Annotated in this window: 10 protein-coding genes; 6 read left to right on the forward strand and 4 right to left on the reverse strand. The window is 70.4% G+C overall.

Annotated elements, in window-relative coordinates; translation table 11 throughout:
- Positions 1–49: 49 nt before the first annotated feature.
- From OIC96_RS44130 to OIC96_RS44140, 3 genes are all read left to right on the forward strand, one after another.
- Positions 50–1,606 carry an acyl-CoA synthetase gene (locus tag OIC96_RS44130; RefSeq protein ID WP_330309974.1) on the forward strand — a complete coding sequence of 519 codons (1,557 nt, stop codon included), beginning with the start codon at positions 50–52 and terminating at the stop codon, positions 1,604–1,606.
- A 118-nt stretch (positions 1,607–1,724) separates the two neighbouring features.
- On the forward strand, positions 1,725–2,645 hold the full coding sequence (locus tag OIC96_RS44135) for an NAD-dependent epimerase/dehydratase family protein (RefSeq protein ID WP_327426446.1): 921 nt from the start codon (positions 1,725–1,727) through the stop codon (positions 2,643–2,645).
- 17 nt (positions 2,646–2,662) lie between these two features.
- Positions 2,663–3,586 (forward strand): RNA polymerase sigma-70 factor, encoded by a 924-nt coding sequence (locus tag OIC96_RS44140; RefSeq protein ID WP_330302425.1) that lies wholly within the window; start codon positions 2,663–2,665, stop codon positions 3,584–3,586.
- 66 nt (positions 3,587–3,652) lie between these two features.
- Here the strand turns inward: OIC96_RS44140 and OIC96_RS44145 are convergent, their stop codons facing one another.
- Positions 3,653–6,085 (reverse strand): penicillin acylase family protein, encoded by a 2,433-nt coding sequence (locus OIC96_RS44145; RefSeq protein ID WP_330302424.1) that lies wholly within the window; start codon positions 6,083–6,085, stop codon positions 3,653–3,655.
- Between the two features lie 130 nt (positions 6,086–6,215).
- On the opposite strand from OIC96_RS44145, the gene OIC96_RS44150 reads away from it, so the two are divergent.
- Both OIC96_RS44150 and OIC96_RS44155 read left to right on the forward strand, forming a co-directional pair.
- Positions 6,216–7,712: an acyl-CoA synthetase gene (locus OIC96_RS44150; RefSeq protein WP_330302423.1), complete on the forward strand. Its 1,497-nt coding sequence runs from the start codon at positions 6,216–6,218 to the stop codon at positions 7,710–7,712.
- 33 nt (positions 7,713–7,745) lie between these two features.
- Complete coding sequence (locus OIC96_RS44155) at positions 7,746–8,204, forward strand: hypothetical protein (protein WP_330302422.1); 459 nt, start codon at positions 7,746–7,748, stop codon at positions 8,202–8,204.
- A 24-nt stretch (positions 8,205–8,228) separates the two neighbouring features.
- Here OIC96_RS44155 and OIC96_RS44160 read toward each other — a convergent pair whose 3' ends face one another.
- From OIC96_RS44160 to OIC96_RS44170, 3 genes are all read right to left on the reverse strand, one after another.
- Positions 8,229–9,560 (reverse strand): enolase C-terminal domain-like protein, encoded by a 1,332-nt coding sequence (locus tag OIC96_RS44160; RefSeq protein WP_330309973.1) that lies wholly within the window; start codon positions 9,558–9,560, stop codon positions 8,229–8,231.
- Positions 9,561–9,628: 68 nt separating this feature from the next.
- Positions 9,629–10,966 carry a gluconate:H+ symporter gene (locus OIC96_RS44165; protein WP_330302421.1) on the reverse strand — a complete coding sequence of 446 codons (1,338 nt, stop codon included), beginning with the start codon at positions 10,964–10,966 and terminating at the stop codon, positions 9,629–9,631.
- A 196-nt stretch (positions 10,967–11,162) separates the two neighbouring features.
- Positions 11,163–12,122 carry a 5-dehydro-4-deoxyglucarate dehydratase gene (locus OIC96_RS44170; RefSeq protein ID WP_330302420.1) on the reverse strand — a complete coding sequence of 320 codons (960 nt, stop codon included), beginning with the start codon at positions 12,120–12,122 and terminating at the stop codon, positions 11,163–11,165.
- A 107-nt stretch (positions 12,123–12,229) separates the two neighbouring features.
- Here OIC96_RS44170 and OIC96_RS44175 point away from each other — a divergent pair, with 107 nt between their 5' ends.
- Positions 12,230–13,018, forward strand: coding sequence for an IclR family transcriptional regulator (locus OIC96_RS44175; RefSeq protein ID WP_330302419.1), 789 nt, complete (start codon positions 12,230–12,232; stop codon positions 13,016–13,018).
- Positions 13,019–13,096: the final 78 nt, after the last annotated feature.

Below are 13,096 nucleotides of genomic sequence, written 5' to 3' on the forward strand. Positions count from 1 at the left end.
CGACAGTGCGCGTGAAGGCGTGGGCGGGAGCAGGAGCGTGAGTGGGGGAATGGGCGGGGGCACGCCTCCGAACGGTTTCTGGGCCCAGGCCGCCGCGGACCCCGAGCGGATCGTCCTTGTCACCCCGGCCGGCGAGGAGTGGACCGCGGGACGGCTGCACGCCTCGGCCAACCGGCTCGTCCACGGGCTGCGCGCCGCGGGCCTCGAACGCGGCGACGCCTTCGCGGTCGTGCTGCCCAACGGCGTCGAGTTCTTCGTCGCCTATCTCGCCGCCTCGCAGGCGGGCTTCTACCTCGTCCCCGTCAACCACCACCTCGTCGGCCCCGAGATCGCCTGGATCGTCTCCGACTCGGGCGCGAAGGTCCTCATCGCCCACGAACGGTTCGCGGACGCCGCCCGGCACGCCGCCGACGAGGCGAAGCTGCCAGGGGCTCAGAGGTACGCGGTCGGCGAGGTGGCGGGCTTCAGGCCGTACGTCGAACTCCTCGACGGACAGCCCGAGTCGCCGCCCGCCGAACGCACCCTCGGCTGGGTCATGAACTACACCTCGGGCACCACGGGACGCCCGCGCGGCATCCGGCGCCCGCTGCCCGGCAAGCTCCCCGAGGAGTCGTACCTCGGCGGCTTCCTCGGCATCTTCGGCATCAAGCCGTTCGACGGCAACGTGCACCTGGTCTGCTCGCCGCTCTACCACACCGCCGTGCTGCAGTTCGCGGGCGCGTCCCTGCACATCGGCCACCGTCTGGTGCTGATGGACAAGTGGACCCCCGAGGAGATGCTGCGTGTCATCGACACCCACACGTGCACGCACACGCATATGGTCCCGACCCAGTTCCACCGTCTGCTGGCGCTTCCCGACGAGGTGAAGGCGCGCTATGACGTCTCGTCCATGCGGCACGCCATCCATGGCGCCGCCCCCTGCCCCGACCATGTGAAACGGGCCATGATCGAGTGGTGGGGCGACAGTGTCGAGGAGTACTACGCGGCCAGTGAGGGCGGCGGAGCCTTCGCGACCGCCGAGGACTGGCTGAAGAAGCCCGGCACGGTCGGCAAGGCGTGGCCCATCAGCGAGCTCGCCGTCTTCGACGACGACGGCACCAGGCTGCCGCCCGGTGAGCTCGGCACCGTGTACATGAAGATGAGCACCGGCGGATTCTCGTACCACAAGGACGAGACCAAGACGAAGAAGAACCGCATCGGCGACTTCTTCACCGTCGGTGACCTCGGCTATCTCGACGAGGACGGCTATCTCTTCCTCCGCGACCGCAAGATCGACATGATCATCTCCGGCGGGGTCAACATCTACCCGGCCGAGATAGAGGCCGCCCTGCTCACCCACCCCGCCGTCGCCGACGCGGCCGCCTTCGGCATCCCGCACGACGACTGGGGCGAGGAGGTCAAGGCCGTCGTCGAGCCCGCCCCCGGCCATGAGCCGGGGCCGGCGCTCGCCGCCGAGATCCTCGGCCACTGCGAGCGGCAGCTGGCCGGCTACAAGCGGCCCAAGAGCGTCGACTTCATCGAGGCCATGCCCCGCGATCCCAACGGAAAGCTCTACAAGCGGAGGCTGCGGGATCCCTACTGGGAGGGCCGCACCCGGGCGGTGTGACGCAGGTCACATTCGTGACCTGTCACGCGGAGCCGCACTCGCCCGTCCTGATGCCGAAACGCCCCCGGGAACCGATCACCGGACCGCCCGGGGGCCCGACATCAGGAGTGGGATTCTCATGCGTGTACTCGTCGCCGGAGCCACCGGAGTCATCGGGCGGGCGCTCGTTCCGCTGCTCAGCTCGGTGGGACATGACGTAGTGGCACTGTCGCGCACGGCGGTCGAGGGCAGCGTCGTGGCCGACGCCCTCGACCGTTCCGCGCTGCACCGGGCCGTACGCGAAGCGGCCCCCGACGCGGTGGTCAACATGCTCACCGCCATCCCGGCCCAGATCGACCCGCGCCACCTGGCCCGCGACTTCGCCCTCACCAACCGGCTGCGCACCGAGGGCACCCGCAATCTGTACGAGGCCGCGCACGACGCCGGGGTCAAGAAGATCGTCGCCCAGGGACTCGCGTACGCCTACGACCCGGCCGGCCAGGGCGCGGCCGACGAGGACGCCCCGTTGTGGCAGCGTCCGCCGAAGCAGTTCGTGCCGGTGCTCGAAGCCCTGAAGGAGCTGGAGCTGCGCACCGCCGACGCGGGCGGCACGGTCCTGCGCTTCGGGCACCTGTACGGGCCCGGCACGATCTACGCCAAGGACGGCTCCTTCGTGGACCAGGTCGCCGGGGGGAAGGTGCCGCTGGTCGGCGGCGGGAACTCGGTCTTCTCCTTCACACACGCCCATGACGCGGCCACCGCGGTGATCGCCGCACTCGACAAGCCCGCGAGCGGCCCGCTGAACATCGTCGACGACCACCCGGCGCCGCTGCACGAGTGGCTGCCCGAGCTGGCCCGGATGCTCGGCGCCCCGGCGCCCAAGAAGGCACCCGCGGCGCTCGCCCGGCTCGCGGTCGGCGGCTGGGGAGTGGCGTTCATGAACGGGCTGCGCGGCGCCGACAACGCGCGCGCCGTGCTCACCCTCGACTGGCGGCCCCGGTACGCCTCCTGGCGCGCGGGGTTCGCGGCCGAGTTGAATGGCGCGACAGCCGCACGCTGAACCGCTGGGAGCGGGCCGTGCGCCGCCTCGCAAAGAGCCGGATGCACGCCGAACCGCAGGAAAGGACTGAGGAGTTGGAGACTCCGAAGCAGGCGACCGAGCAGTTCGAGGCCTACCGCCCCTTGCTGCTCGGCCTCGCCTACCGGCTGCTCGGCAGCATGTGGGACGCCGAGGACGTCGTCCAGGACGCCTATCTCCGCTGGACGAACACCGACCGGGCGGACATCCGCGAACCGCGCGCCTTCCTCATCACGATCGTCTCCCGGCTCGCCCTCGACCAGCTGCGCTCGGCCCGCGTCACCCGCGAGGCGTACACCGGGCCGTGGCTCCCCGAGCCCGTCGCGACGGCGGCGCTCGGCCCGCTGGACACGGCCGAGCTGCGCGACACCGTGGCCTACGCGACCATCCATCTGATGGAGCGTCTGTCGCCGCCGGAGCGAGCGGTGTTCGTCCTGCGGGAGGCCTTCGACCTGCCGTACGACGAGATCGCGCGCATCCTGGACACGACCTCCTCGAACTGCCGCCAGATGCACAGCCGGGCGGGCCGCCGGGTCACCTCGGGACGCGACAAGTTCGCGCTCGCCGAGGACGACCACGCCAAACTGCTCGCACGTTTCCTGGAGGCCGCGCAGAGCGGCGACCTCACGGGTCTGACCGAACTGCTGACCGAGGACGTGGTCGCCTGGAACGACGGCGGCGGCAAGGTCAGGGCGGCGCTGCGCCCGATCGAGGGCCGCGCGCGTGTGGTCGCGTTCATCGCGGGTCTGGTCACCCGCTATCCGTTCGGCGACGCCCGCGTCGTCACGGCGAACGGGCTGCCCGCCCTGGCACTCACCGTCGACGGCATCGAGCAGGTCGTCACCATCTCCGTGCACGAGGGACGCATCGACGGGGTCTACGCGGTCCTCAACCCCGACAAGCTGGGCCACATGGAGCTGTGACGCGCGGGGCGCCGGCCCGCGGCACTGTGGTCCCGCCCCATAGAGGACGGGACCACAGCACTGTTGTCAGCGGTGGTCGCTCACCCGCACCACCCGCAACCCCGGCGACGACAGGATGTCCTTCTCGCAGAAGCGCGAGGTGACCCACTTCTCACCCGAGAACAGCCGCGTCTGGTCGCTGTAGTGCGGCGAGTTCGGATTCGACGACTGGGAGTACGTCAGCAGCGTGCGGGCGACCGGGCAGCGGCTCCCGTCCCAGCCGACGGCCTGGATGTACGAGGACCCGGTGGTGACCTCGGTGTATCCGCCGGCCGCCGGATTCCACACCGGCTCGACCTTGTTCCACACGCCGAGCGACTCCGTGCCGCCCGGCACGGGGATGCGCTGTCCGTCGCGTACGACGAACTGGTTCGCGCCGAGCTTCGCGTCCAGCGCGATGCCCGCCGTACGCAGCTCCGTCACCGTGTCGGCGAGGGCCGTGGTGAAGCCCGGCGCCTCGGTGTTGAGCGTGTTCGGGGTACGGACCGGGTCCGCCGCCGAGAACGGCACCTTCCAGAGCTGCGCGGCCGGGACCGCGACCGCCAGCTTCCGCCAGAACCGGTCGAAGAGCAGCGCGCCCCGGCTGCCGGTGTTCATGGAGTGGTCCCACGCCCCCAGCACACCGCAGGCCTCGGACACGTCAACAGCCTTGCCGTCACTGCCTGTCGCCGTGCCACCCGGCAGCGCGGCACACGCGCGCGCCGCGTCGTCCGCGACGAGATCACCCGCGGGCACCCGGTTCGCGAACTGCTGCGCCTGAAGATCCCGAACGCTCAGCCGGCCCTTGGCGGCCATCGCCGCCACGTCCTCGGCCGCCCCGCGCGTACGCATCGTGCGCTGGGTGCCGATCGTGCCGAAGATCCGCTCGTACCCGGTCAGCGGCCGGTCCGTATTGGCCAGCCAGGCACTGTCGTTGGAGTTCTCCGCGTACGGCGCGTCCTTGAGCACCGGCATCTTCGCGGGCCCGAAGATCCCCGGCTGTACGGCGTCGGGGTCGCTGCCCAGCGCGCAGTCCCCGCGCGAGCCGTCGAGGATCGCGACACCGGCCGACGGATAGGTGACCTTGCCGAGCGGCGTCGAGCAGCGCTGCGCCAACTCGTCGGTGATGCGCGGCAGTACCTGCGACTGCGTGAACAGCGAGTGCCCGCCCGAGTCGGCGGCGATCGTGTTCACCCAGGGCAGCCCCTGGGTGCGCTGGAGGGCCGTGAGGACATCGGCCGTGCTCCGGGCCTTGCTGAAGCCGAGCGCGGTGTCGGAGGCGCGGAGATTGGCCGCGTTCGGGTCGTTGAGCGCGTAGGCCGTCGTCGACGTCCAGGGGAGCGGCAGTTGCGCGCCGAGCGAGGTGACGACCGGGCCGTACCGGGTCCACCACTGGGTGCGCGTGACCGGCGTGCCGTCCAACACGTCGACGGTGACGGTCCGCTTCGTCATCCGCTCCGGCTTGCCGTCCACCAGATACGTCGTCGGATCGGCCGGATCGAGCGTCAGCTGATGGAGGTTGAGCGTGATGCCCGTCGCGACGGTATGGCTCCACGCCACATGCGCGGTGTGCCCGATGGACACCGTCGCCGAGCCGAGCAGCGCGCCGCCCTCGACGTTCAGCTCGCCGGGGATCGTCTGCTGCATCTGCCAGAAGCGGCGGCCGCCCTGCCAGGGATAGTGCGGATTGCCGAGCAGCAGACCGCGGCCGTTCGCCGTCGTGGCGCCGCTGAAGGCGACCGCGTTGGACCCCATGTCGGCGGTGTCGAAGAGCTCCCGCGCGGCTTCGGCGGTGCTCTTCGCGTCAAGGGTGGCGGCGCTCGACCCGGCGGGCGTACTCGTCACGGTGGACGTCGTCGTCGGCGGCTGGGCTGCCGTGATGCCCTCGACCCCGCGCCCCTGGCCGCCGAGGACGGCCAGCGCGAAGTTGCGCGCGGCCACGTCCACGGGAGTCACCGGGCGGACCCAGTCGGCGCCCTGGCAGGCCGGGTCGGTGATCCGGTTCTGGGCGAGCCAGGCGTTGTAGCCGGCCGCCCAGCCGCGCATCAGGTCCTTGACGTCGCGGCCCGGCCCGAGCGGCGCGGGCTCGGCGAGTAGCTTCTCCACCGTGCCCGTCTCCCGCACACCGCGGAAGTACAGGTCGCTGGAGAGGTTCTTGGTCGCCGAGGACAGCGAACCGTCGGGCGCCGCGTCGGGCCCGAAGAAGCGGGACCGCTCGCCGCGCACGGTCACGAAGCCGTCGGCCAGGGTGCACACCTGGTCGGCGGCCTGCGCCCAGCCGGTGCCGAAGCCCAGGTTGGCGTAGTCCTTCGCGACGATGTGCGGTATGCCGTACTCGGTGTAGCGGATCACGGCCGACAGGCCGCCGTGCGAGGGATGTTCCTGACGGTCTTGTTGCTGGGCCGCGGCCGCGGGCAGTGCGGTCGTGGCGGTGAGCAGGGCGACGGCCGTGATGACGAGCCGTCTCAGGCGGGTGCGCATCGTGCCTCCCAACGTCATTGAGGGAAGGGGCGGTTGAGCGTACCAACGGGTATGTGCGGTGTTGGCGTATCTGTTCGACCTCCGTGCGTTGACTTGACCTCCCTGAGACGCGGACCGAGGATCATGTGTCATGACGCCTGGACACGGCAGCACGGTGGACGGGGTGCTGCGGCGCAGCGCCCGGCGCACCCCGGCGCGCGTCGCGGTCGACTACCGCGAGCGCTCCTGGACCTACGCGGAACTCGACGAGGCCGTCTCCCGCGCGGCGAGCGTCCTCCTCGACCAGGGGCTCGCGCCGGGCGACCGGGTCGGTGCCTACGGCCACAACTCGGACGCATACCTGATCGGCTTCCTCGCCTGCGCCCGCGCGGGGCTCGTGCACGTGCCGGTCAACCAGAACCTCACCGGCGACGACCTCGCGTACATCGTCGGCCAGTCCGGGAGCGCGCTGGTCCTGGCCGACCCGGACCTCGCCGGGCAACTCCCGGACGGCGTACGGACCTTGCCGCTGCGCGACGCCGACGACTCGCTGCTCGCGCGGCTGGACACGGCACCCGCGTACGAGGGTGCCGAGCCGCGCGGCGACACCCTCGTGCAGTTGCTCTACACCTCCGGGACCACCGCCCTGCCCAAGGGCGCGATGATGACGCACCGCGCCCTGGTGCACGAGTACCTGAGCGCGATCACCGCCCTCGACCTGAGCGCGGGGGACCGGCCGGTGCACTCGCTGCCGCTCTACCACTCGGCGCAGATGCATGTGTTCCTGCTGCCGTATCTCGCGATCGGCGCGTCGAACGTCATCCTCGACTCGCCCGACGCCGATCAGCTCTTCGACCTGATCGAGACCGGCCGCGCGGACAGCCTGTTCGCCCCGCCCACCGTGTGGATCGGCCTGTCGAACCGCCCCGACTTCGCGACCCGGGACCTCAGCGGGCTGCGCAAGGCCTACTACGGGGCGTCGATCATGCCGGTCCCCGTCCTGGAACGGCTGCGCGAGCGGCTGCCGAAGCTGGCCTTCTACAACTGCTTCGGTCAGAGCGAGATCGGCCCCCTGGCCACCGTCCTCGGCCCCGACGAGCACAAGGGCCGGATGGACTCCTGCGGCCGCCCGGTCCTCTTCGTCGACGCGCGCGTGGTCGACGAGAACGGCAAGGACGTACCCGACGGAACACCGGGTGAAGTCGTCTACCGTTCACCGCAGTTGTGCGAAGGGTACTGGGACAAGCCGGAGGAGACCGCCGAGGCCTTCCGCGACGGCTGGTTCCACTCGGGCGACCTCGCCGTGCGGGACGCCCACGGATACTTCACCGTCGTCGACCGGGTGAAGGACGTCATCAACTCCGGTGGCGTACTGGTCGCTTCACGCCAGGTCGAGGACGCCCTCTACACGCACGAACAGGTCGCGGAGGTGGCGGTGATCGGCCTCCCCGACGAGCGCTGGATCGAGGCCGTCACCGCCGTAGTCGTCCCCCGCGGCGAGGTGACCGAATCCGAACTCCTCGCCCACGCCCGCGAGAAGCTCGCCCACTTCAAGGCCCCCAAACGAATCCTGTTCGTGGACGAACTGCCCCGCAACGCCAGCGGGAAGATCCTCAAACGGGAGCTGCGGGACCGGTTCAGCCAGTGACCGACCCGCAGCCGTACGCCGCATAATGGGTCGGTGGATCTTCGACCGGAGCTGTTGCCCCCACCCGTCACGGAGGTTCGCCTGCGGGCGCTCGCTGACGAGATCGAGCGGATCGAGACTCTCGTGTTCGGCGATGGTGCGGCGGAAGCGGACGAGGCGATCACCGCGTTCAACAACGCGACCGGTCACACGTATGACTCAGCCGATTTCACCGGATACGCCGGATGGCGTGACCTGGAGGATTTCACGCTGGAGGCCGCCCGGCCGGCGTACCCGAGGGTGCCCGACGTCGCGCGCGAGGAACTCGTCGAGATCGTGCGCAGGATTCTGGACGGAGACCCGGAGGACGAGTTCTACCTGCGGGTACTGGAAGCCAACGTCACGAACCCACGAGCCTCCGACCTGATCCACCATCCGCCGGCCGGCCTTGAGGATGCCTCGCCCGAGCGGATCGTGGACGAGATCTTGGCCTATCGCCCGATCGCTCTCTGACGGTGCCGGCAGCCGGGCCACCGGCTAGCGCACCAGGCAGGGCCGCTTCGCGTCGAACTCCCAGTCGGGGACGAGGTACCGCATCCCGATCGCGTCGTCGCGCGCGTCCAGCGCCTTCTGCTGGTAGAGCTCGTGGGCCGTGAGGAGGCGGTCCATGTCGAGCTGGATGCCCAGGCCGGGGGCGTCGGGGACGGCGATCTCGCCGTCGACGATGCGGGGCGGGGCGGTGGTGAGGCGTTCCAGGCCCTCCTGCCAGATCCAGTGGGTGTCCAGGGCGTTGTACGCGCCCGGGGCCGCGGCTCCGCAGTGGGTCACCATGGCCAGTGAGATGTCGAAGTGGTTGTTCGAGTGGCAGCCCCAGGTCAGGCCCATCGCGTTGCACAGCTGGGCCACCCGCACCGAGCCCTGCATCGTCCAGAAGTGCGGGTCGGCCAGCGGGATGGAGACTGACTGCAGGGCCAGCGCGTGGGTCAGTTGCCGCCAGTCGGTGGCGATCATGTTGGTCGCGGTCGGCAGGCCCGTGGCGCGGCGGAACTCGGCCAGGATCTCGCGCCCGGAGTAGCCGCCCTCGGCCCCGCAGGGGTCCTCGGCGTAGGCGAGCGTACCCACCAGGGGCTCGCACAGCTCGATCGCCTCGCGCAGCGACCACGCGCCGTTCGGGTCGAGGGTGATCCGCGCCTCGGGGAAACGGTCCTTGAGCGCGCGGACGGCCTTCACCTCCTCGGCACCTGCCAGGACACCGCCCTTGAGCTTGAAGTCCCTGAAGCCGTACAGGTCGTAGGCCGCCTCGGCCTGCCGGACGATGGCCTCCGGCGTGAGGGCCTCCTCGTGCCGGATCCGGTACCAGTCGACGGCGGAGTCGGGTTCGCGGACGTACTCCAGGTCCGTGCGATCAGGGTCACCGACGTAGAAGAGATAGCCCAGCACCCGTACGGATTCCCGCTGTTGTCCGTCACCGAGCAGCGCCGCGACCGGCACGTCCAGGTGCTGCCCCAGCAGGTCGAGGAGCGCCGACTCGACCGCGGTCACCGCGTGGACGGTCGTACGCAGGTCGAAGGTCTGGGCGCCGCGCCCGCCGGCGTCGCGGTCGGCGAAGCGGTCCCCGATCTCGTGCAGGACACGCTTGTAGTCGCCCACCCTCGCGCCGACGACCAGCGACTCTGCGTCCCGCAGAGTCCGGGTGATCTTCTCCCCGCCGGGGACCTCGCCGAGACCGGTACGGCCCTCGGAGTCCTTGAGGACGAGGACGTTGCGGGTGAAGTAGGGGCCGTGCGCGCCGGAGAGGTTCAGCTCCATGCAGTCCCGGCCGGCGACGGGGTAGACGGAGAACTCGGTGACGGTCGGCTGCTTGTTCATGCTCGTACTCATACTCGTCTTCCTGCTCATCAAAGTTCTTGTGTACGGGGGTGTCGCGGGGGCGGTGTTCAGAGGCTGAGGACGTCGAGGGCCCATTCGACGGCCAGGACGCCACCCAGGCCGAGGATCGCGAGCACTGTCGTATAGCTGGTGCGGACCTTGATCGCGTCGATGACTGAGAGGTTGAAGTACTCCTTGAACAGCCAGAATCCGGGATCGTTGACGTGCGAGAAGGCGATGGAGCCGCAGGAGACGGCGAGCACCATCATCTCCGGATGGACCCCGCTGCCCGCCAGTAGCGGCAGCACCACGCCGGAGGCTGTGACCACGGCGACCGTCGCCGAGCCGAGCGCGACGCGGAGGATGACCGCGATGAGCCAGGCGAGGATGATCGGCGAGATGGACCAGCTGTCCGTGGCGTCCTTGATGTAGTCGGAGATCCCGCCTTCGACGAGGACGTTCTTGAAGGCGCCCCCGGCCCCGATCACCAGGAGGATCATCGCCATCGCCTGGGCCGCCGAGGTGCACGAGGCGCTGACCTCGGCGAGGCTCCGGCCGACCCGCGGTCCGAACGCCCAGACCGCCAGAAGCAGGGTCAGCAGCAGGGCGATCGGTGCCGAACCGATGAAGGCGACGAAGTGCAGGAACGGGGTCTCGGCGGAGGTGGCCAGATCGGTCACCGCGGCGCCGGCGATCAGGACGACGGGGAAGAGGGCCACGCCCAGCGACCAGCCCAGTCCCGGCATCTCCTCGTCGGTGAACTCGCGCTCGCTGACCAGCCCCTTGGGGATGGCGGGGTTCATCACCTTGATGAACGGCAGACGCGGCCACACGAGCGCGATGAGCGCACCGACCGGGACAGCGATGAACAGGCCGTAGAACAGGGTCAGTCCGATGGATGCGTGGAAGGTCGAGGCCACGGCGGTGGGGCCAGGGTGCGGCGGCAGGAAGCTGTGCATGGTGGACAGGGCGATCGACATCGGCAGCCCGACCCAGAGCAGCCTCGCCCCGGTGACCCGCACCAGGGTGAACGCAATGGGCACGATGATGATGAAGGCGACCTCGTAGAACATGGTGACGCCGATGAGCATGGACGTGACCACCATGGCCACCTGGACCCAGCGGGGTCCGAAGGCGTCCAGGAGCTTGCCGGCTATGCGCTGCGCGGCGCCGGAGTCGCCCATGACACGGCCGACCATGGCGCCGAGCCCGATGGTCAGCATCGTGTCGCCGATCTGGCCGCCGATGCCCTCCGAGAGGACGTCCGGGATCTTCTCCAGCGGAATGCCGCGGACGACGCCGACGCCGACCGCCACGAGGAGGAGGGCGGCGAAGCCGTTCAGTCTCAGCTTGGTCATGAGGAGGAGAAGAGTCAGAACGCTGATTCCGACTACGAGCAGAGGCAAGGCAGTTCCCCTTTGAACTGTGACGCTTCTGGGCGCGGGTGTTTCGAGGTGCGGACGCCTCGGGGTACGGGTGTTTCGAGGTGCGGACGCCTCGGGGCACGGGTGTTTCGAGGTGCGGACGCCTCGGGGCACGGATGCTTCGAGGTGCTGACGCTTCGGGCTGCGGATCAAGCGGCCGGAGGATCCGCCGGGCTCATCAGGCCGGCCGGCGTACCGCTCCGACCAGGGCCAGCCCGTGGTCGAGGATCTTCTCCAGCTCGGCGAGGTCGTCCGGACGGGGGTCGGTGAGCGGGGCGCGTACCGGGCCGACCGGAAGGCCGCGCAGCCGGGCGGCGGCCTTGACCAGAGAGACGGCGTAGCCCGGCACGCGGTCGCGCAGCTCGACGAGGGGGACGTAGAACTCGGCCAGGAGCTTGTTCACGGTGGCGTCGTCGCCGTCCCCCAGGGCGGTGAAGCAGGCGTCCGCGATCTCGGGCGCGAAGGCGTGGACGGCCGACGAGTAGGCGGGGACGCCGACGGTGGCGTACGCGCGGGCCTGGATCTCGGCGGTGGCGGCGCCGTTGAAGAAGAGGAAACCGTCGGGGGCGGCGAGCGTGAGGCGCTGGAGCCGGTCGAGGTCGCTGTGCCCGTCCTTGAGGCCGACGACCGTGGGGATCTCCGCGATCCGGCGCAGGCCGTCGGGGGTGAAGGCGACAGGGCCGCGCTGGTAGGCGATGAGCGGCAGCCGGGTGCCGGCGGCGATCCGGCGCAGCTGCTCGACCAGGCCGTCTTGCGGGGCCTCGACCAGATAGTGGGGCAGCACCAACGCGGCGTCCGCGCCCGCTTCTTCGGCGATCCGGGCGAACCGCACCGCCTGCGCCCAGCCGTAGCCGATGCCGGCGACCACGGGCAGCCGACCGCCCGCGATCTCGACCGTGGCCTCGACGACCGCGCGGTACTCGTCCTCGTCCAACGCGCTGAACTCGCCGGTTCCACAGGCGGGGAACACCGCACCCGGCTCGGTGGCCAACTGGGCTGTCAGGTAGGCCCGGTAGGACTCCAGGTCGAGTTCGCCGTCCTCCCGGAAGCTCGTGAGCGGGAAGGACAGCACCCCACCCGCCATGCCGTCCCGCAGCCGCTGGACCACGCCCTCGACCTCCGCGCTGAACCCTGTCATGAATCTCATCCCTATATGCAGATGGCGTCTATGTATGAGAATGGAGGGTAGGTTCGTGAACCCTGCGAGGTCAATGGGTGCGACGGCGCGCATTTACGATGGGGCCCATGCCGGAGAGCCCAGGGGTCCGTGGAGTGAAGTCGGCGGCCCGTACCGTCGCGCTGCTGGAACTGCTCGCCGACCGCGGCGACCGTCCCTCGCGCCTGGACGAACTCGCCGAGGAGCTGAGCGTGCCGCGCAGCAGCATGTACCAGCTGCTGCAGACCCTCGTCGACTGCGGCTGGGTCCGCTCCGACACCACCGGCTCCCTCTACGGCATCGGAATCCGCGCGCTGCTCACGGGCACCAGCTACCTCGACAGCGACCGGTACGTACGGATGGTCCGCCCGTATCTCGACGAGGCCTCGGACGCGCTGGGCGAGACGATCCACATGGCGCGGCTCGACGGCTCGGACGTCGTCTACCTCGCGACCCGCGAGTCTCACGAATACCCGCGCACCCTCAGCCGTGTCGGCCGCCGGATTCCGGCCCACGCCGGCGCCCTCGGAAAGGCACTCCTCGCCGAGCGCCCCGACGACGGGCTCCCGCTCCCCGCCGAGCCGCTCGCCGCCCTCACCGAGAACACGCACACCGGTCGTGCCACCCTGCTCGCCGACCTCGCCGCGGTGCGCGACCGCGGCTACTCCGTCGACCGCGAGGAGACCGTGCCCGGCATCGCGGGCTTCGGCTTCGCCCTGCGCTACGACACTCCGGCCACCGACGCCATCAGCTGCTCGGTGCCGGTGGCCCGGCTCACCGAGGAACACGAAGCCCGCATCGTCGGCGTCATGCGGGAGACACGTACGAAGATCGAAACTTTCCTGTCACCCGCCTCGGGCATGCCCGACTGGCGGTGACCGTCACTCGGCTCGGGCGCGGCCGACCGGCGTGACCGGGCGCGGTCGGGTCCGCGGCCGTGGGGCCGCGGACGCCGG

The organism is Streptomyces sp. NBC_00775, from assembly GCF_036347135.1.
Taxonomy (GTDB): Bacteria; Actinomycetota; Actinomycetes; order Streptomycetales; family Streptomycetaceae; genus Streptomyces; species Streptomyces lutosisoli.